The 19,658-nt window shown below is 34.3% G+C and carries 17 protein-coding genes; 6 read left to right on the plus strand and 11 right to left on the minus strand.

The window, feature by feature from the left end:
• Window positions 1-7 precede the first annotated feature (7 nt).
• The 6 genes from BUB80_RS06260 to BUB80_RS06285 all read right to left on the minus strand — a co-directional run bounded on the left by BUB80_RS06260 (window position 8) and on the right by BUB80_RS06285 (window position 6,947).
• On the minus strand, window positions 8-337 hold the full coding sequence (locus BUB80_RS06260) for a nucleotide pyrophosphohydrolase (RefSeq protein ID WP_073291928.1): 330 nt from the start codon (window positions 335-337) through the stop codon (window positions 8-10).
• A 391-nt stretch (window positions 338-728) separates the two neighbouring features.
• Complete coding sequence (gene mnmE, locus BUB80_RS06265; RefSeq protein WP_073291929.1) at window positions 729-2,114, minus strand: tRNA uridine-5-carboxymethylaminomethyl(34) synthesis GTPase MnmE; 1,386 nt, start codon at window positions 2,112-2,114, stop codon at window positions 729-731.
• Between the two features lie 399 nt (window positions 2,115-2,513).
• Complete coding sequence (locus tag BUB80_RS06270; RefSeq protein ID WP_073291931.1) at window positions 2,514-3,092, minus strand: NAD(P)H-dependent oxidoreductase; 579 nt, start codon at window positions 3,090-3,092, stop codon at window positions 2,514-2,516.
• A complete protein-coding gene (locus tag BUB80_RS06275; RefSeq protein ID WP_073291933.1) occupies window positions 3,089-4,114 on the minus strand; it encodes a saccharopine dehydrogenase family protein in 1,026 nt (341 codons plus the stop codon). The genes BUB80_RS06270 and BUB80_RS06275 overlap by 4 nt, the downstream gene beginning before the upstream one ends.
• Before the next feature lie 53 nt (window positions 4,115-4,167).
• The gene (locus tag BUB80_RS06280; protein ID WP_073291934.1) at window positions 4,168-4,734 is read right to left on the minus strand and encodes a Crp/Fnr family transcriptional regulator; all 567 of its coding nucleotides are present in this window, start codon (window positions 4,732-4,734) and stop codon (window positions 4,168-4,170) included.
• A 443-nt stretch (window positions 4,735-5,177) separates the two neighbouring features.
• Entirely contained in the window at window positions 5,178-6,947 is a 1,770-nt protein-coding gene (locus BUB80_RS06285) for an aminopeptidase P family protein (RefSeq protein ID WP_073291936.1), read from the minus strand.
• Between the two features lie 729 nt (window positions 6,948-7,676).
• Between BUB80_RS06285 and BUB80_RS06290 the strand changes: the two genes are divergently transcribed.
• Window positions 7,677-8,114, plus strand: coding sequence for a DUF6526 family protein (locus tag BUB80_RS06290; RefSeq protein WP_073291937.1), 438 nt, complete (start codon window positions 7,677-7,679; stop codon window positions 8,112-8,114).
• A 206-nt stretch (window positions 8,115-8,320) separates the two neighbouring features.
• Window positions 8,321-9,424 (plus strand): DNA topoisomerase IB, encoded by a 1,104-nt coding sequence (locus BUB80_RS06300; protein ID WP_073291940.1) that lies wholly within the window; start codon window positions 8,321-8,323, stop codon window positions 9,422-9,424.
• 211 nt (window positions 9,425-9,635) lie between these two features.
• Here BUB80_RS06300 and BUB80_RS06305 read toward each other — a convergent pair whose 3' ends face one another.
• Window positions 9,636-10,142 (minus strand): hypothetical protein, encoded by a 507-nt coding sequence (locus BUB80_RS06305; protein WP_073291942.1) that lies wholly within the window; start codon window positions 10,140-10,142, stop codon window positions 9,636-9,638.
• Window positions 10,143-10,277: 135 nt separating this feature from the next.
• Here BUB80_RS06305 and pruA point away from each other — a divergent pair, with 135 nt between their 5' ends.
• The 3 genes from pruA to BUB80_RS06320 all read left to right on the plus strand — a co-directional run bounded on the left by pruA (window position 10,278) and on the right by BUB80_RS06320 (window position 12,958).
• A complete protein-coding gene (pruA, locus tag BUB80_RS06310; RefSeq protein WP_073291944.1) occupies window positions 10,278-11,903 on the plus strand; it encodes an L-glutamate gamma-semialdehyde dehydrogenase in 1,626 nt (541 codons plus the stop codon).
• 372 nt (window positions 11,904-12,275) lie between these two features.
• The gene (locus tag BUB80_RS06315) at window positions 12,276-12,497 is read left to right on the plus strand and encodes a cytochrome C551 (protein WP_073291946.1); all 222 of its coding nucleotides are present in this window, start codon (window positions 12,276-12,278) and stop codon (window positions 12,495-12,497) included.
• Between the two features lie 263 nt (window positions 12,498-12,760).
• Entirely contained in the window at window positions 12,761-12,958 is a 198-nt protein-coding gene (locus BUB80_RS06320) for a hypothetical protein (RefSeq protein ID WP_073291995.1), read from the plus strand.
• Between the two features lie 105 nt (window positions 12,959-13,063).
• Here BUB80_RS06320 and BUB80_RS06325 read toward each other — a convergent pair whose 3' ends face one another.
• On the minus strand, window positions 13,064-13,957 hold the full coding sequence (locus BUB80_RS06325) for a hypothetical protein (protein ID WP_139262566.1): 894 nt from the start codon (window positions 13,955-13,957) through the stop codon (window positions 13,064-13,066).
• Window positions 13,958-14,232: 275 nt separating this feature from the next.
• Window positions 14,233-15,837 carry a tetratricopeptide repeat protein gene (locus BUB80_RS06330; RefSeq protein ID WP_073291949.1) on the minus strand — a complete coding sequence of 535 codons (1,605 nt, stop codon included), beginning with the start codon at window positions 15,835-15,837 and terminating at the stop codon, window positions 14,233-14,235.
• A 290-nt stretch (window positions 15,838-16,127) separates the two neighbouring features.
• On the opposite strand from BUB80_RS06330, the gene BUB80_RS06335 reads away from it, so the two are divergent.
• Entirely contained in the window at window positions 16,128-17,288 is a 1,161-nt protein-coding gene (locus BUB80_RS06335; protein WP_073291951.1) for a thioredoxin family protein, read from the plus strand.
• A gap of 62 nt (window positions 17,289-17,350) precedes the next feature.
• On the opposite strand, the gene BUB80_RS06340 is transcribed toward BUB80_RS06335, so the two are convergent.
• Window positions 17,351-17,824 (minus strand): hypothetical protein, encoded by a 474-nt coding sequence (locus BUB80_RS06340; protein WP_175549571.1) that lies wholly within the window; start codon window positions 17,822-17,824, stop codon window positions 17,351-17,353.
• Window positions 17,825-18,168: 344 nt separating this feature from the next.
• Complete coding sequence (locus BUB80_RS06345; RefSeq protein ID WP_073291954.1) at window positions 18,169-19,551, minus strand: autotransporter outer membrane beta-barrel domain-containing protein; 1,383 nt, start codon at window positions 19,549-19,551, stop codon at window positions 18,169-18,171.
• Window positions 19,552-19,658: the final 107 nt, after the last annotated feature.

Genomic DNA, 19,658 nt, shown 5'->3' on the forward strand with positions numbered 1-19,658 from the left:
GCTGATACTATAATTCGTTATACTTAGTTGCATTCCCTTTTGATTTATCAACAGGATATTTTTCCGCATTTTTCCGCATTTTCTCCTGAATGATTTCAGCAATGCTTAAATCGTGTTTATTTGCTATAAGAAATGCATACATTAACACGTCAGCCAACTCTTCTTTAAGCTTGTCAATCTTGAAATCTTCGCTATCTTTCCATAAAAATAATTCAAGGAGTTCTGAAGATTCAATAGACAAAGCTAGAGCTAAATCTTTTGAATTGTGAAACTGTTCCCAATCTCGCTCATCCCTGAATTTTACGATTTCCTGTATTAATTTATTTATGTCACTCATAGTTTAGTTTTTTACTATCTAATTTTCAAAAAGTAGTAATAAATTCAAAGGTATTAAAAATAGTCTTCACATTGAAGTGAACATCTATGAACATTCAGCTTTTATAAATTTTAATAAAAGCATGTATTTATAATTGACCATCTAACAGTATATTTTTTTAATTATTCACATTAAAAGTTTTAATTTCTGCTTCTAAGCCTATGAACACTAATTTTTAATTTAAAATATTAATCAAATATAAGTAGTTATTAGTTTTTTAAATTATGGAAAACCGTAAATAAAAAAAAGGATTTATTTATAAGAAAAAACTCCGATAACAATGTTATCGGAGTTTTGAAATATGTATATTTTTAGGTTAAATATTAAGAATATAGTGTATTGAATTTCTATATTACTTCCCAATACAAAACTTAGAAAAAATATTCCCCAACACCTCATCATTGGTCACTTCACCGGAAATCTCACCAAGATATTCCAATGCATTTCTTAGCTCATACGCCAATAGTTCTGTTGAAATTTGAAAAGTAATCGCTTCCTTCACTTTATTCACCGCATCCAACGACTTTCCTAATGCTTCAAAGTGACGCTGATTGGTAATTACCACGTTGTTTTCTGCAGATTTCAACTGTTCAACGTAAGAAGATAATTCGTTTTTAAGGTCTTGTATATTTTGATTTTCGACGACCGAAATTTTGATAAAATCAAATTCCTGAGAGATTTCGTTTCTGAAAATAGATTCTACTTTTTCGTAGATGGCCGGAGAAACTTCATCAATTTTTGTGGCGCAGATAATCAGCTTTAAATCATCGCGTTGCAAAGATTTAATCATTTCGATATCTTCAGAAAAATTTTCTGTTGCAGCATCAGCTAAATAGACTAATATATTAGCATTCTCTACTTTTTCCTTGGCTTTTTTAACGCCGATGGCTTCAATTTCATCAACAGTTTCACGGAGTCCAGCGGTATCGATTAAACGAAATGCATGACCTTTAATATGTAGAATTTCTTCAATCGTATCTCTCGTTGTTCCGGCAATACTGCTAACAATCGCTCTTTCTTCTTTCAGCAAAGCATTCAGTAATGTCGATTTTCCGGCATTGGGTTTTCCAATGATGGCAACGGCTGTTCCATTTTTGATGGCGTTTCCGTATTGGAAACTTTCGATCAGAGAATTGAGTTTTAATTCAATTTTATCAAGCAATATATTTAGTGCAGATCTATCTGCAAATTCTACGTCTTCTTCCGCAAAATCAAGTTCTAATTCAACTAAAGAAACAAAATTCAATAAGTCGGTTCTTAAAACAGATATTTCATTCGTAATTCCCCCTTTCAACTGATTAATCGCTACTTTTCGGGAAGCTTCATTTTCCGAAGCAATCACATCAGCAATCGCCTCAGCCTGAGAAAGATCTATTCTTCCATTGATAAAAGCACGAAGGGTAAATTCTCCTGCTTTTGCCATTCTGGCACCGTTTTTAATCAGGGTTTCTAAGATACGTTTCCCAATGTGCGGAGAGCCGTGAAAAGCAATTTCCACAGAATTTTCAGTCGTAAAACTTTTTGGCGCCAGGAAAATAGACAACATCACCTCATCAATCGCTTCATCGCCATCCATAAAATAGCCATAATGAATCGTATGAGATTTTTGTTTCTCCAATTTTTTCTTGGGAAAAGATTTTTGAACGACAGATAAAGCATCGTTCCCTGAAACTCTGATAATGCCTAAAGCACCTACTCCATTGGCCGTAGCCAGTGCACAAATGGTATCGTTATTCATGGTGCAAATTTACGCTTTTTAATGGCATAGAACTATATGGTTTATCTATTGTACTAATTTTTTGGAGCTATTTCCCGATTCAAGTTTATGCTGAGCAGAGCCGAAGTATTACAATCTTTTTTTCAAAAAAGGATTTTCTCTTCAAAACGATGAATGAGTTTCAACGATTCAATAATTATAAATATAAAAATTGAGTCAATCGGGGCAAGGATTGCAGTCGTTGCAAACCGAAGGTGAAGCAATCTTAATATTCTTAACAACTTAATCTAATCTTAATGTTTTAAAATTTCAACCATTAAGCTATATTAAGCATATAAGGAAAATTAAGTTTAAACATCGTTTTTTAAGTTGAGATTGCTTCGTCGCTTCGCTTCTCGCAATGACCATTTTTTAGTGAAATCACTTCTGTTTTACTCCCAATAATTTAATTTTCTTAAGCCACTTTTGGCGTTGTTTACCATCCGAAGTTTTTATAATTCCTATGTAAGTAACTTTCACAGGCTGTATTCCACAAAATTCTAGCACTGATTTTCTAAGTTGATTCACACTGGGTCGACCAAAGAAAAATCGGTAATAGAAACCTGGCTGATCTAAGGTTGTGATGATATGTGCTGTCTTTCCTTTCAGTAATTTATCCCACCAAACAGAATTTTCTCGGTATTTAAAAGCCAGCCCAGGCAAGAAAAGTCGGTCAATAAAACCTTTCGTAATCGCTGGCAAACCGCCCCACCAAACAGGATGAATCCACATCAAATGATCAGCCCATTTAATCTTTTCCCAGGCATTAATTAAATCAGGTTCCAATTCCATTCTTTTCTGGTATCCAAACTGTAAATTCGGATTGAAGTCTAAATCTGCAATTACAATTTCCTGAACTTCCGCTCCCGACTGTAAAGTTCCATCTTTGTAAGCTTTTGCAATTCCAAAATTGAAGGAATCTTTGTTAGGATGACCGTTAATGATCAATATTTTTTTCATTCCGTTACTTGTATATTGATGGTTTCATAAGCATTTAATGATTCAAATAATGAAGAATCTTGGTATAGCTGATGACTGAAATAGATCTTATTATCATGGTTGTTTTTCAATAATTCTTCTCCATGCAAAACAGCAGATAATGCCGTTAATTCAGCTTGTCCTTTTGTGCTTTGCAGGCTTATTTTTTTATTCTCATTTTTAGTTCTTACGACAATTTCAAAAACGGATTGATCTCCATTTCCACTTGATCCAAAAACCATTTTTCTTTCCTTTAAAGATAAGATATTAAACAGTTTTATTTTCTGAAATGCGCCCAATAACCAAGTAATAAATTTTGAATTATACGTCATTTTCACACTCACATTTGGCACTTTCTCTATTTTATTTAAAATATATAAATCTGGAACATCAAAATTATAAGCCTGTCTTTTCCCAATTCCAAAAGAAAACTCAAACGGCTCGGCATCTAGAAAATGTTTGATAGAAACCGGTGTATTATTTTGATAATTAACAAAAGGTTTAGCCACGTTTTCTGCCATAAAATGAGCCGAACTTTCTCCCGCCAGATCTTTCACAGAATAATAAACGAAAAGTTCAACTGCCTGAATATCTTTCATCTGACCAGAAAAAGAATTGATTAACCCACTTACAATACCTCCCATCCATCCCGAACTGAAAACAATTCGACTGTTGATGGATTGCTTTTTAGCGAAATCATAGGCCCTTGTAAGATCAGGCGTTGGTTTGGTAATATCCAGATAATCTATTTTATTTTCAATCGCAAAACGAAGAATGTGATCACCTTTATCATTCACTGAAAGAACAATCACGTCTATTTTATGATTAAGAATTGCTTGAAATGTTTGAGGTTTGGTAACATCAATAATTAAATCATTTTCCGTTTTCCCAGGTTTTCTTCCTCCGATGAAAATATTGCTATTTGGGTTTCTTGATGCAAAAATTCTGGCAATGGTTTTTCCGACCATTCCATTGCCTCCGATAATTAAAATGTTTGACTTCATCTATTTTTTTCACAAAACTATAAAGCCCGTTCATCACTATATAGGACAAATGTCTAAAAAGAAATTTCTTTCCGAATTCTGCTTAAATGTCTTTGTGTAATCCCCAAATAGGAAGCCAGATATTGTAATGGAATATCCTGAATATAATTGGATTGATTCTCCAGTAAAGTAACATACCGCTGTTTCGCATTACCTCTTTGCAACTGGAAAAAACGTTTTTCCAATTCAAGATATTCCTGCTCTGCAATTATTTTCAAAAATTCCATCCAATTTGGATGAGTCTGAACTAACTCTTCAATCTTGGTTTTCTTTAAAATCAATACATCAGCATCTGAAATAGCCTGTATGGTTTCGACGCTTGGAGTATCCGAAATAAAAGAAGAATAAGATGCCATGAGATCATTAGGAAACCGAAAACAATAGGTACTCTCTTTTCCTTCATCGGAAATATAATAGGAACGAAAAATACCCGATTGTATAAATGCAATTTCTTTACACCGTTCACCTTCCTGAATAAAAGTATCATTTTTACTGATTTTTCTAACTTCAAAAAGTGGTAAAAATGATTCAATTTCTTGTTCTGAAAATAGCCTAAAACTGCGAAAGAAATCCTGTATCATGCGAGAGTGTGTAACTTTCTACGAAAATAAGGAAAACTCAAAGGTTTATTAGAATATTTATACTAATAAAATCTTAACCACAAAAGGTACAAAAGATATAAGCTACCTGTTAAATTTTTAGCTATTTAGAACACAAAAGATCATAGGCTCTTAAAAAAATAAAATCATCTCAGGACGAGATGATTTTACCGCTTTTGAATTTACTTAGTATATGAATATATGAATGATGTCTTTTTGTTGATACAAATATAGAACTCATCCTGCTTCATCTTCTCAGGGGAATCCCTAAAACTATATCCGTAAAAACACGGTAGTCTCCATAAAAAAGCCTTGTAACAATCGTTACAAAGCTTTTTAAATATATCTAACAACTATTTTAATTAGTTTAATCTTTACCTAGTCGATTGCTTATGATAAGCACCAAAGATCAATCGGTACTTCTATTATAATGAACTTACCAATTGTAAGAACCATTCTTTAACATCACCTTCCAGGAATGGAGAAATTTTTTCTTCACATGTTTGGTGATATTTGTTTAACCAAGCAATTTCCTGCTCTGAAAGAATTTCTTTTACAATCGTATCTTTAAAGAACGGACAGAACGTTAATGTTTCAAATTCATAGAAAGTTCCGTGAATGGTAGTTTCTGCTTCTTTTACAGCAATTAAGTTCTCATGACGGATTCCATAGTCACCTTCCAGATAATATCCAGGTTCATTAGAACAAACCATTCCTACTAAAAGATCCTGAGGATTCAGGTCTTTTCTGATGTTCTGAGGACCTTCATGAACATTCATAAAGCTTCCTACCCCATGACCTGTTCCATGGTTGAAATCTTTTCCTTCCATCCATAACGGAAGTCTTGCAATTGCATCAAGATGAACACCTTTTGTTCCTTTTGGGAATTTCACCATGGACAAACGGATCAATCCCTGAAGAACTAATGTTGAGTTTCTTTTAAAATCATCAGAAACAGTTCCTAAAGAAAAAGTTCTTGTAATATCCGTAGTTCCTTCAAGATACTGACCTCCTGAATCTACCAAAATACTTGAATCATTGGTAACCTCTTTGCTCCCTTCGCTTTTTGCAGAATAGTGCATGATGGCACCATTATCTTTATATCCAACGATGCTTCCGAAACTTTCTCCGACAAAATTTTCACCTTCTGCACGGAAACCTCTCAGTTTTTCACCGATAGAAAATTCAGTCATTGCTTCTTTCCCGGCAGTGTGTCTTAGCCAATACAGGAATTTCACCATCGCAACCCCGTCTCTCACCATTACTTTTCTGAAACCCTCCAACTCAGTTTCATTTTTCTGAGCTTTCATTAAATTTCCGGGAACCGGAGCTTTAATGAATTGATTAGAAGATTTCAATGCTTCATAAATAGATTGATTTCCGTTTGGAGAAACTAAAACGGTTTCGTTTTTAACCGTATTCAAATGATTATAGAATTCTTCGTAAGGCATCATTTTCACAAATGAATCATCCATTTGCTTTCTTGCTTCAACTTCCAGTTTTTCAAGACCTGTGAAGAAAATTGCATCATTTTTAGTAATAATGATATAACCTAAAAATACAGGATTGCTTTGAACATCACTTCCTCTAAGGTTTAGTGTCCAAGCCACATCATCTAAACTTGAAATAATGTGAACGGTTGCTTCCTGATCTTCCATTTTCTGGCGGATGGCAGAAATTTTGTCTGTTACAGACTTACCGGCCCATTTTACAGGATGTACAAATATCGGATTTTCCGAAGGTGTTCCTCTGTCTTTCCAAATCTCTTTTAAAAGAGGAAGATCAACGATCGTTATATTTTTTGAATTTAATTTTTGAGAAAGCAATTCCCAGTTCGCATGAGAAGTGGCTACCGCATTTACCGCTACTTTTCCGTTTGCCGGAATTTCTGAAATAATCCAGTCGATATAGTTGGGAGTTCCTTCCATACCGTCTTTAAAAAGATCGATTCCTGAACCTTCCAATTCCAGGGCAGCTTGTGTGAAATATCTTCCATCTGTCCAAAGTCCACCTTTATCTTTAGTAATCACCACAAAACCGGCAGAGCCTAAAAACCCAGACAGCCAAGATCTCTCCTGCCATTCTTCAGGTAAATACTCGCTCATATGCGGATCTGCAGAATATACTATAAATGCATCAACATTATTTTTCTGCATTTCTTCACGAAGCGCAGCTACTTTTTCCTTTGAAGTCATTTTCAAATAATTTTTAAAGACGTGAAGTTACAAAATTTTTGAGGTTTGGAAGGGAATTCTACAAGTTTTTTAAACGCACTATTTGTAATCTTTTTTAACATAATTACTATTTTTAAGTTCATTAGGACTTTCCAGTCAGTCATTATTTAGTCATTGCGATGAACGTAGCGATGAAGCAATCTCTTTTGCATCATCTTTGTCTTTCAGCGCTCAACAAATTGAAATGTAGAATCTATACTGTTTTTAATTATGTTAAACTTGTTTAAACTTTTTATTTTAACCACAAAAGAGATAAAAGATTAGCATATTATTTATTTAAGTTCATAATGAACTGCAAACAAGAACACATAAGTTTAAAAAAATCTTTGATTTTTATTCTTTTGTAAGCTTTGTTTTCAAATAGTTCAACTTTAAATGATTCAATAATAGCTTTTGTGGTTAAATTTTTTAATTAGTTTAAACAGGCTTGTTGTTTAGATTCTTCCAGGATGACAAACATAGTGTGAAATTTTTTGTTGCATTAACTATATGATAGTAAACAATAAAAGAGATTGCTTCACCTTCTGTTCGCAATGACAATTTTCGTGTATTATCTTTATCAAAAACAGGCTGTAACATAAATAAAAAAAATCAATCATTTAAGATGAATTAACAACATTTAGATACCACAAATATCCATTATTATTAAAATTTAAACCTTTTGGAAAGATTCTTGCTATATTTTACATCATGGAGATACAGAATTACAAAAATCATAGGAAATTTTATCCGCCACATCATTTCATTTATCTTCCCTTATTACTTCTATTGGAAGTTTTTGGAATCTATAAAGTTTTTAGTGACGTGGAAAACAAGCTGACTTGGACTTTATTTTCAGTGGTCATCTTCCTGATTTTGTATCTGGCTATTATGACGCGGCAGCATTATGCGTTGGGACTTCAAAACCGTTTGGTACGGCTTGAGTTTAAACAAAGATATTTTGAGATCTTCAATAAAAGATCTGATGAAGTGGAAGGAAAATTAAGTTTCAGCCAGATTGCAGCGCTTAGATTCGCATACGATGATGAGTTTAAAAATCTTTTAAACAAAGCGCTTGAAGAGAATCTTTCAGGAGATCAAATAAAAAAATCCATTAGGAATTGGAGACCAGACCAACACAGAATTTAAAATAATAGACATCAAAAAAATAAATTATCATGAAAAAATTATCATTATACAGTATGACGATATTCAGTTTGTTATTGCTAACAAGCTGTGAAGCAGTAGAGACAATTTTTAAAGCAGGAATGTGGTGGGGAATTATTTTAGTAGTAGGCGTAATAGCCCTTATCATATGGCTATTTTCTAGGGGTAAGAACTCGTAACCAGATTTTATGGACAATTCAGACTTAGACATCATTTCTCACCTTAAACCTTCTAAGATTGTCAAAATTATGAAAGATCCGGAGGCTTCTGCAAGGGCGGTAAATCTAATTTACACGTCCGACGCAGAATCTGCGGGTATTATTCGAAAAAAAAGAGGTAAAAAATATGCTTATTTCAAAGACGGCGAAAAAATCAAAGACAAAGAAGAAATCAAAAGAATCAATGGATTGGTTATTCCACCAGCTTGGGAGAATGTATGGATTTGTGCTTTAGATAACGGCCATCTTCAAGCTACAGGCTTTGATGCAAAAAAAAGAAAACAATACCGCTACCATCCTCTTTGGAGCGCATTGAGAAATCACACTAAATTTTACAGAATGTTGCAATTCGGGTATGCTTTACCTGAAATACGCCTTCATATTGAACAGGATCTTGCCTTAAGAAATTTCGAAAAAAGAAAGATCTTAGCCCTGATCGTGAGTTTAATGCAACGTACCAATATCAGAATTGGAAACAATGCCTACGAAAAACTGTATGGTTCTTTTGGACTTACCACGTTAAAAGACAAGCACGTAAAAATCAAAGGGCAAAAAATGACCTTTTCATTTAAAGGTAAAAAAGGAATTATGCACAAAATTGATCTTAAAAGCAGAAGGCTTTCAAGATTGGTTCAGAAATGCAAAGATATTCCGGGGAAAGAACTTTTTCAATTTTTGGATGAAGATGATAATCGCCATTCGATAGATTCTGGAATGGTAAATAATTACATCAAAGAAATAAGCGGTGAAGATTTTACCGCGAAAGACTTCAGAACCTGGTCTGGAACCGTGAATGCTTTAATTGCTTTTAAAGAAATCGGCTACGCAGAAAGCAATACCGAATACAAAAGAAAAGTAAAAGAAGCCTTAGAAATGGTAGCTTCTCATCTAGGAAATACGAGCACAGTTTGCAGAAAATATTATGTTCACCCTTTAGTCATCAACCTTTATGAAAATAATTCGATCAAAAAATATCTTGATGAATTAGAACAGATTGAAGAAAATGATGGAAAGGCAAATCTTACTCAGGAAGAAAAATTGGTGCTTAAAATTTTGGAAACGGAAAAAATGTAGTGTTAAAAGTAAATGGTTAATAGTTAATTCACTTCGATGTCAATTTTTACAAACCATCTCATGTTAACAGCTGTTATACATTATAAAAAAACTAAAAATTTAGATTTTGGCTAAAGCCAGATTCGTTTATTCAAAAGAGAAAATGGGCTAAAGTCCATTCCTATTGATATTTAAAATTGTTTTTTAATTAAAATAAAATCAGTTCAAAATATTAATACCCAGGAACCGTTGGTGGAAAATTTTCACCTTCTTTCATTTCAATAATTTGTCTATTTTCATCAACAGTAATATCAATTGCTCCGGACAAAAATCCATATAATTTGGCAACACATTTTTTAGGAGGTGACGTTATTTTAAAAGGATGATGACCCAGTTGTACCGTTGTGCTCCCATCGTTCATTTTCTTAATTTCATACGTCCCTTTGATTACACTTTTACAGTTTCCCTGATTTATAGTAATCTGAAATCTTTTGCCATCAACAAAATTTAAAACATCCGGTTTTCTATTGTCTTTATCTAAATACAGCTCAGCTTCCTTATCATTTTTCATATCAAAATACCACTTGGAGCCTTTTAAAGTACCATTCAATAATTGATCTTCAGGAATCTTATATTCTTCTATTTGCTGTTTTAATGGGATTTCTTCAACCGTTTTTTTCTTGCGCTGAGCAAAAACAGTTTGTGAAAAGCATAAAAGAATGAGAATTATTTTTTTCATTTTATAAGGTTGTAAGAACAAATCAAATATAATCATTATCATAGATTAATAAGATGAAGTATTTTTATCAGAATTGTTCTTTTCAAAAGGAAAGCGTAAATTTGTATAATAGTATTTAAATTAAAACATATACATATGTCAAAAGCAATTTCGCAAGTACCATTTGCAGTAAATGAGCCGGTAAATTCTTACGCACCGGGTTCTCCAGAGGTTAAAAGCCTTATCGCTCAATACAAAAAAATGTGGGCAGAGAAAATAGAAATCCCAATGGTTATTGATGGTAAAGAAGTAAAAACTGGTGATACCGTTCAGCTTCAGTCACCTCAGGATCATGCGCATGATTTCGGTTTTTACCACAGAGGTACCATGCAACATGTAGATGATGCAATCAATTCTGCATTGGCTGCTAAAAAAGAATGGAATGAGCTAGGTTGGGAACACCGTGCTGCAATCTTCTTAAAAGCTGCTGATCTATTGGCTGGACCTTACAGAGATGTAATCAACGCGGCTACGATGATCGGACAGTCTAAGAATGTTCACCAAGCTGAAATTGATGCAGCTTGTGAGTTCATCGATTTCTTGAGATTCAACGTAGAATTTATGACAGAAATGTATTCTGAGCAACCGGTTTCTGATGCAGGAATTTGGAATCGTGTAGAATACAGACCATTAGAAGGATTTGTTTTTGCAGTAACTCCGTTCAACTTTACGGCTATTTCAGGAAACTTGCCAACGTGTATGGCAATGCTTGGAAACGTAGTGGTTTGGAAGCCTTCTGATAAGCAAATTTATTCTGCTAAAGTAATCATGGATGTTCTTATTGAAGCTGGTCTTCCAAAAGGAGTTATCAATATGGTTTTCACAGATGGAAAAGAAACTGCTGAGAAAGTATTGGCACACAGAGATTTTGCAGGACTTCACTTTACAGGTTCTACAAAAGTATTCCAGGGAATGTGGAAAATGATTGGTGATAATATTCATAACTACAGAACATATCCAAGAATTGTTGGAGAAACGGGTGGAAAAGATTTCGTTATCGCTCACCCTTCTGCCAACGTAGAAGCTGTTGCAACAGGTTTGGTAAGAGGTTCTTTCGAATACCAAGGTCAGAAATGTTCTGCTGCTTCCAGAGCTTATATTCCTCAATCTCTTTGGGCTGAGGTGAAAAAAGTAATGGAAACTCAGATTGCTTCTATTAAAATTGGTTCTCCAGAAGATCCTTCAAACTTTGTAAACGCAGTTATCGACAAAAATTCTTTCGAAAAATGTAAAGGATATATCGACAGAGCGAATGCATCAAACGAAGCAAACGTGGTGATCGGTGGAAAAGTAGATGATTCTAAAGGATGGTTTGTAAGCCCAACAGTGATTGAAACTACAAATCCTCAATACGAAAGTATGGTTGAAGAAATCTTCGGACCGATCTTATCTGTTTTCGTTTACGAAGATAAAGACTGGGCTGAAACATTGAAAGTGGTTGATTCTTCTTCTCCGTATTCATTAACAGGTTCTGTGTTTGCACAAGATCGTTACGCAGTAAATGAAGCGTTCAAAGCATTAGAAAATGCATCTGGAAACTTCTATATCAACGACAAGCCGACTGGTGCTGTTGTTGGTCAACAACCTTTCGGTGGTGGTAGAGCTTCAGGAACAAATGATAAAGCAGGTTCTAAAATGAACTTACTAAGATGGACGTCTGTAAGATCTATCAAAGAAACTTTTGTTTCTCCTAAAGATTACAAATACCCATATCTTGGATAATCATGAGTAATAAGTAATGGGCAATGAGTAATTTGTTCATTCATTATATACAGCCTCGGAACTTTGGTTTCGGGGCTTTTTTTATAGTCATTGCAAGGAGCAAAGCTAGCCTGTGCTGAGCCTGTCGAAGTAAAGCAATCTCTGAATATTTTTTGATAGGATTCATCTACCCTAATTTTAATCGCCACACTGTGCCTTCTCTGAAAATTAATTATCACATGTTAGATTTCCAATGTCTAGCCTAAGCCACCATTCCTTCCATCTCATCAACTTTTAACAAAATTTAATCTATATTGTTGATAATTTAGTAATTAATAAACCTAGTTGGGAATAGTTATTGAATATTTACCAATACACTAAAGGATAAATATTATGAAAAAGTTTTTGTTACTAAGTATAGGTTTAGGATTAATTGCAGTGAGCTGCGGAACTAAAGAATCATCAATGTCGTCTAGTAGCTCCGATTCAGCTAGGGTAGATAAAAATAAAATGCAATCTTCAACATCTACTACAGACTCGGCAGTTACATCAACAACAAATCCTGATAACATCAAGATGAAGATGGATAGTACTACTGCTCCTGCAACAAAATAAAGCAAAACTAGAAAGTCTAACTTTAACATGGAAAATCCACAGATGAAAGCTCTGTGGATTTTTTTATTTGTTGGTTATTCTTATATGTGTCAATCATTCAAAGCAATGAAGCAATCTCTGAATATTTTTGATAGAATTTTCATTCTACTTTGATATCAATCATCACTTTGTGGCTCACCTAACTTTTTCGAAATTACAAGAAACATTTTTTATCTTATTAATCGTTATATTTGGTTAATACTAAACATCAAAAAGAAATTATTATGAAAAAATTATTGATCGTAGCCGTTTTAGGTTTACTTTTTTTAGGAAGTTGTGCAGATAAAAAAGCCAACAGGGAAGAATTTAAAGAGGAGCATGATAAAAGCGCTATGACAAATAGTATGGGAGACTCTGCCGTTGCTAATTCTGAACCCATTCCTGCTGACACTGCAAAAGTGAAGGTTGAGAAAACAAAATAAACAACAAAACCGCAGGCATCCTGCGGTTTTGCACTTAAAAAAACTTGACTGAAAAAACCGGGCAATCATCCCGATTATATTGTATTAATATTTTTACTACTTTGTTTATTCTCCCAAATAAATGAAAGTATTCACTACCAGATAAGCAGATCTGTTATCCAAAGAGTTTCCTTCACCTCCTGAAGCCACTGTAGCGATTCCAGCTAGTGCGTGTGTATGGGCACCACTTGTTGCTGTAGTATGAAGAGTACCAACTCCACCCCATGAAGAAGGGCTTCCGGTACCTGTATATTCACCGCTACCATTATTTCCTACAGAAGTACCTCCTAATAGGAACCCCCCCTCTCCTGCCGCATGGGTATGTGCTCCACCGCTTTCAGCGATACCACTTACGATACCTGCAAACGTAACATTAGGTAGATTAGATCTTGTAAGAGTTATTGAGTTCTGGCCACCTTCGCTTCCTAAAGGTTCGGCACCACGTCTGGTTTTTAATACTCTATCCGTAGCATCTGGTAAAACATCTGTAAAACCAAGAGTCTTTGCAAATGCTTGGGCTTCTGCTGAAAGAGTAGAAACACTTCTACCATTCAATAAATACCACCCGTTGTGATCTGTTGTTCTTACTGAGTTTTTGATGTCACCGGCTATTTTAACGCTCATCGTTTTTTCATCTCCCTGCGTCATTTTTTGCCAGATTTTTCCGTCAAAAACATAAAGCCCTGGAGAACTAACATTCGTTGTTTTTGAAGTTACTCCATTTACAGGAGCTGTTACATAAACAATAGTTCCGGCATGCATGTTTGAGTATTTAGCATCTCCTGCTTTAATTTGTTCTCCTGTGAGTCTCGGGGGCAGTATACCCTCCGCTGTAGATCCATCGCGCATTTTCGCGCTTACATCCAAACTCGCTATAGGATCCGCTGTATTAATACCTATCTGCGCAAAGGCAAAATTTGATAATACAGAAGCCATAACGACTGTTAAAGTTGTCTTCATCCGTTTAATTTGTTACTAGTTTAATGGTTATTTAAGTGCAAAATACTCCTCAATATTTTACACCCGCTAGTAGTTTTAGTTTTAGTGTTTAGGTGTGGGTGTTACAAGACTTAATTCAAAACAATTATTTTTTAGCTAAAATCACTACAAATTGCAGTATAACTATCTGTCCCGTAAAACCGAAGCAAATATATGAAAGTGACCATCTTACGTAAAATAAATGTCTGTCTGTTTTCGCGAAAATGAAAAGAACTTGTTAATATTGGCTTAACACATTAATTATTTTCCTGAAAATGAACAACCTTATCTGATTGGTTTTCAGCCTCTAGAAGCTTAATATAAGCAGAAGGAGATAAATCAGTAACAGCTTTAAAGACAGAGGCAAATTTACTATGTGAAGAGAAACCACATTCTTCTGCTAAGATACTGATCTTATATTGTCTGTATTTATCATCATTCATAAGCTTGTCTACAATATAATTGATCCTCAACCTATTGATATACGTTTTAAAATCTGAACTTTTATGCTGATTGATTACATAAGAAAGATACTTTGTATTGGTATTAAGTTCTCCCGAAAGAAAAGGAAGAGACATATTCTTGTTATTATATAGATTCCCTTTTTCAAAATCATTGAGAAACTCCAACAGTTTGGCTTCCGTTTCAGGCGTCATTAAAGATTCAGTTCGCTTTTTGCCAATTTCCTTTTCTTTATCATCAACTTCTTCTACAGAGATATTAGAAAATTCAGATTCTTCTATTTCTTTAGTTTCCTTATCTGTCAGTTTTTGCTGACTTCTAATAATGGTGCGAAATTTTGAGCGTTGTTTTTTCTGTTTTGATCTAAAAAAGATGAACAATCCTCCCAAAGCAATACATAGAATAACAATGGCAATATTTTTAGCAATACTTATTTCACCATTTCTATTATTTTCCGGGTCTGTATTTAATTTCCCATTGATAAATGCATTATTTTTAGCATTAATCTGCTCATACACTTTTACATATTTTACGGCATATACTGAAGCATTGTCGGCATCTTCTATTCCTTCGTAATAATCATTAATATTAGCATACACCATTTTTTTAAGATCCAGATGATTGTATTTTTCTGCAATATCCTCGGCTTTGCTGAGATAGGTTTCAGCTTCTTTCCAAAGTTTTTGCTTCAGCCTGATTCCTCCCAATCCATTATAAATCCAGCCCAAAAGACATGATTCTTCCTTTACAAGGGCTTCTGCCTTTTTATAATAGTTTTCAGATACAATATAATTATTGTGTTTAAAATAAACATCTCCCAATAATCGGTAAGAAGCTGCGGTAACCACTTCCTCTCCCATTGTTCCTGCTTTTTTAAAGAAATCCAAAGATATTTCCAGATACTTTACAGCAATTGGATAATTCTCAAGTTCCATTTCACAGTGAGCCAATTCCTGATTCAGAATTCCCAGTGTTTCATTATACCTTTTAAGATCTTGTATTTTTTTGGCTGTTTCAAAGCCTTTGTTAATGTATTTTTTTGATCTTTCGCGAAGGCCAACCAATCTATATTGGCGGGCAAGAAATTCAGTAATTCGGGAAGCTAAGTCCGGATCATTTACTTTATTAACAAGTAAATCAGCATTTTCTGCATAGTAAATGGCTTTCTTAAAATCTCCCTGCTGTTGATATAAATGAGCAGTGAGCATCAGACTCTTCATCTTGTGTAAAGGATCTTGGGAAGACCGATACAGAGAGTCCGCCGTTTTCAGAGCACCCGGCAGTTTTTGTTGATTGGTTTTTGCTGTTGTTTTATCGTATATACAATCAAAATCATCTTGAGCGTATATGTAGCCAGTTGTGATTAGAAAAAACACAAGGCCTTTCAGGATTTTGAGCATAAATCAATAAATTATTATTTTTGTTTTATAATAATTCATTACTATCATGGTATTTAGTTTTAGTTCTTACAAAAGTAACGATATTTTATTTTTTACTAAAACATTATCATATATTTAACTTTTTTAACAATAAATCACTTTTGCATTAATTTTAATACCGAGAATAGGATAACAAATTTCTAATAGTAAAATAATCTTTATTTCAAAAGAAAAATGATGTAACTAATTTTTATTGATTACGACTTATGTATTTACATAATTATTACATTTGCAATCAATAAAAAGTATTTATGAAAAAAATAGCCATATTCTCATCCCTTTTTATCGGGGCTCTTGCATTGGCGCAAGGAATTAAATTTGAAGACAGCAACTTTGCTGCTATTCTGGCAAAAGCTAAGAAAGAAAATAAATTGGTATTTGTAGATGCCTATGCTTCTTGGTGCGGACCATGTAAACTCATGGTGAAAAATATCTTCCCTCTTCAATCTGTTGGGGATTATTATAACGCTCATTTCATCAATGCTAAAATTGATATGGAAAAAGGGGAAGGCGTTGGTCTTGCTAAAAAATACAACGTAAAAGCTTTCCCAACCTATTTATTCATTGACGGAAACGGAGAAGAGGTACACAGAACTTTAGGGTATGTAGAAGAAAAAGACTTTATACAGTTTGCAAAAGATGCCGGAGATCCCAATAAAAGATTGGCCTCTTTAAAACAACAATTTGAAAACGGAGAAAAAAATCCTGAGTTTCTAAAAAATCTTGCAGGACTTACTCTTTATACAGATGCCGAATTTACAGGTAAAGTATTAGACCGTTATTTCAAATCTAAACCAAGCATGGATCAGGAAGATGTTGAGATGCTACTTGCAGGAACGCAAAGCACAGAAAGCCCGTTGTACAAAATTTTCCAAGATAAAAAAGCAGACATCCTAAAAGTACTTCCTGAAGATAAGTATCAAATGTTTGACAAAAACATCAAGCTTACAACCATTGTTAAAAAATCATACAACGCTGATTCTAAAACATGGAATGACGCTTATTTCCTAACAGAAACACAAAGCTTTTTAAGCAAAGAAGAAGCTGAAAAGATCTTAAAAAGAGCAAAATCAAACAGAGCTTTAAAAAACAAAGATATCCCTACGTACGAAAAACTATCTTTAGAGCTTTATAAAGATTATTCTGCAGCAAACTCAGATGAACTGAATGCCATTGCCTGGAACTTCTTTGAAAACGTAAACAATAAGGCTTCTTTAGAAAAAGCAGTAGCTTGGGCTCAGGAATCTGTAAAAAAGAAACAAAGCTATGCAAATACAGATACGTTAGCTAATCTTTACAACAAAATTGGAGATAAAAAGAACGCTAAAATATGGGCAGAAAAAGCAATTGAACTGGCAAAAGGTGCTGGCGAAGATTTCTCTGAAACCGAAAAGCTATTAAAGACTCTTTAATTTTCATCAAAATATATAGACAAGCCGCAGATTATCTGTGGCTTTTTCTATTTCTATACCTTCTACTCTCCTAAGTAAATAAATCTATTGGAAGCTGCATCCGAAGAAACAAGAGTTGCCCCTTCAGCTATTGATTTACCGCTTACTGATCCCGATCTCCCACTTACTGATCCTGATCTATTTATATTCAATGTTTGTCCATTTTTAGGGGGTGTTCCATTTTCAGCATTAATAGCTGCTACCTGCTGTTCTTTTCTTTCAGACTCCGTAAGACGTTCTTTAAACCCTAATGTAATTGCCTTTTTCTGTAGAGACATCGGTAGATCTGTAATCGCACGTCCGTTCATTAGATACCATCCGTTATGATCTATTGACTGTATATCATTCTTAATATCTCCAATTGCAGGAGTTTCTACAGCGGTGATATTCTCTGTTTTTTGAGAATTGGCCGCCATATTTACATTTGCTGTTCTCGCTTGAGAAAACCCTAGCCCATACATGATAAAGGCTATGATGATAAAGATATTTGTTCTCATAGATTCAAAATTTTTAAACTGCTGAGCCAATGTAAGAATACGTATTAAAATCTGAGGATATTTCAATATTGTTCTCTGAATTACTGACTCTGAATTACAGTTCATTGTTTTCATTGATTATGGATTCAAAACTAAGCCATTATTTTATCTTTCCATTCAGTATAAATACTATTTTTTCATGAAATTGTAAAAAGACCAAATAGCCAATAAACTATTTCACTAATATAAATAACTGAATCATTAAAGTGATTGTGAATTCAAGTTAAAATAGATGTGCACAGCATGTAATTGAAACAAAAAATCCGCTAAGGGAATAGCGGATTTTTTTGTGTTTTTAGAATCGTCTAGTTGTTTTCAACCATCACCTGCATTTTAGTTAGCATTGCCTCGGTATCACCGTTATAACCTGCGTAATTAGTTGGGTTATAATTAACTGTCTGGTTACCTGACCAGGAAGAATATTGAACCTTAAAAGTATATGTACCTGCTGTTAATGTTATTGATTTTAAAAATGTTACCGGAACAGGTAAATTATTTAAGCCTCCGCCTACCCCAACCATAGATGTATATGCTGAAGAAACTTTAACTCCATTTTGTAATAAAGAAAATGCACCTTGTCTAGCTACTCCATCAACAGGGAGACCTAGAGCATATCCTAAAATATTAAATAGAAACGTCTGTGTACGTCCTGCCGGTACCGCTACTGTGAGAGTAACCCCTGGTACATCTGCTGTTGCACCAGCATTAATTGTAGCAGCAGTAGTACCTTGTACATAATACACAGCGGCAATAGTTCCACTTACTGCAGCTAAAGGCTGCCAAGACGGGGCTGCACCTGTTCCACCAGAAACCAATACTTCACCAGAAGCACCTGCGCTTCCTGCAGTAGAAGCACTTCCCCCTACATTAAGTTCATTAGTAACCTGTAAAGCACCTGTAACATGGAGCTGTTTTTGGGGAGTGGCAGTACCCACCCCTACATTTCCTGATCTGATAGAAACAACTCCACCTGCTGCATTATTTACAATTGTTCCTCCTAATGAAACATCTCCATTGTCATTAAAAACCATTCTTCGAATGTTATTTACACGGTCAACAACTTCAAAAGAATTTAAGGATCCTGTAGTTCCCCCCGTAGTTGGTCCTAATGCCCAAGCAGAAGTTGTGTTACTAAAACGAGACTCGCCCCCGTTCACATGAAATTTTGATAATGGAGTAGCTGTCCCTATCCCTACTCTGTTATTAGTACCATCTACTGAAAAATTAGATCCTGCTACTGAGAAAGCATTTACAGCAGTACCTGTAAAAGTTATTGTATTAGTTCCTTGTGTTACTATTCTATTTCCTGAAAGTGTACCGTCTGTAGTATAAATATTCCCTAATCCAAAGGGAGTACTATTCGGATTATATAATTTCACCCATGTAGCCCCATCAAAATAGTAATATCCCACAGCATCTATATTTACCGCAGTTCCAGTTTGGGTTCCTGTAGCGACGTTATTTACATATAACAAAGTAGAAGTAGGAATTGCTGTCATACTCTGTGCCCGTTGGCGATCTACACGAGGCATAAGAACCCCCTCTACTATACTTGTGGTTCCCGTAGGATTTTTAGCTGTTATGTCAAGTGAAGAAGCGGGTGAAGCTGTATTAATACCTACCTGAGCTTCTGCCTTACCGCAAAATGCGGATAACGCAATAACAATTGAAAGAGTTAATTTTTTCATATTTTCAAGTTTTGTAATGTTAAAGTTTTTGGTATAGTAAATGTATAAAAAAAATTAGTTAAAAAATTATAATATGTATTATATATTATTAAAATATCAACATATAT

The organism is Chryseobacterium polytrichastri, from assembly GCF_900142445.1.
GTDB lineage: Bacteria > Bacteroidota > Bacteroidia > Flavobacteriales > Weeksellaceae > Chryseobacterium > Chryseobacterium polytrichastri.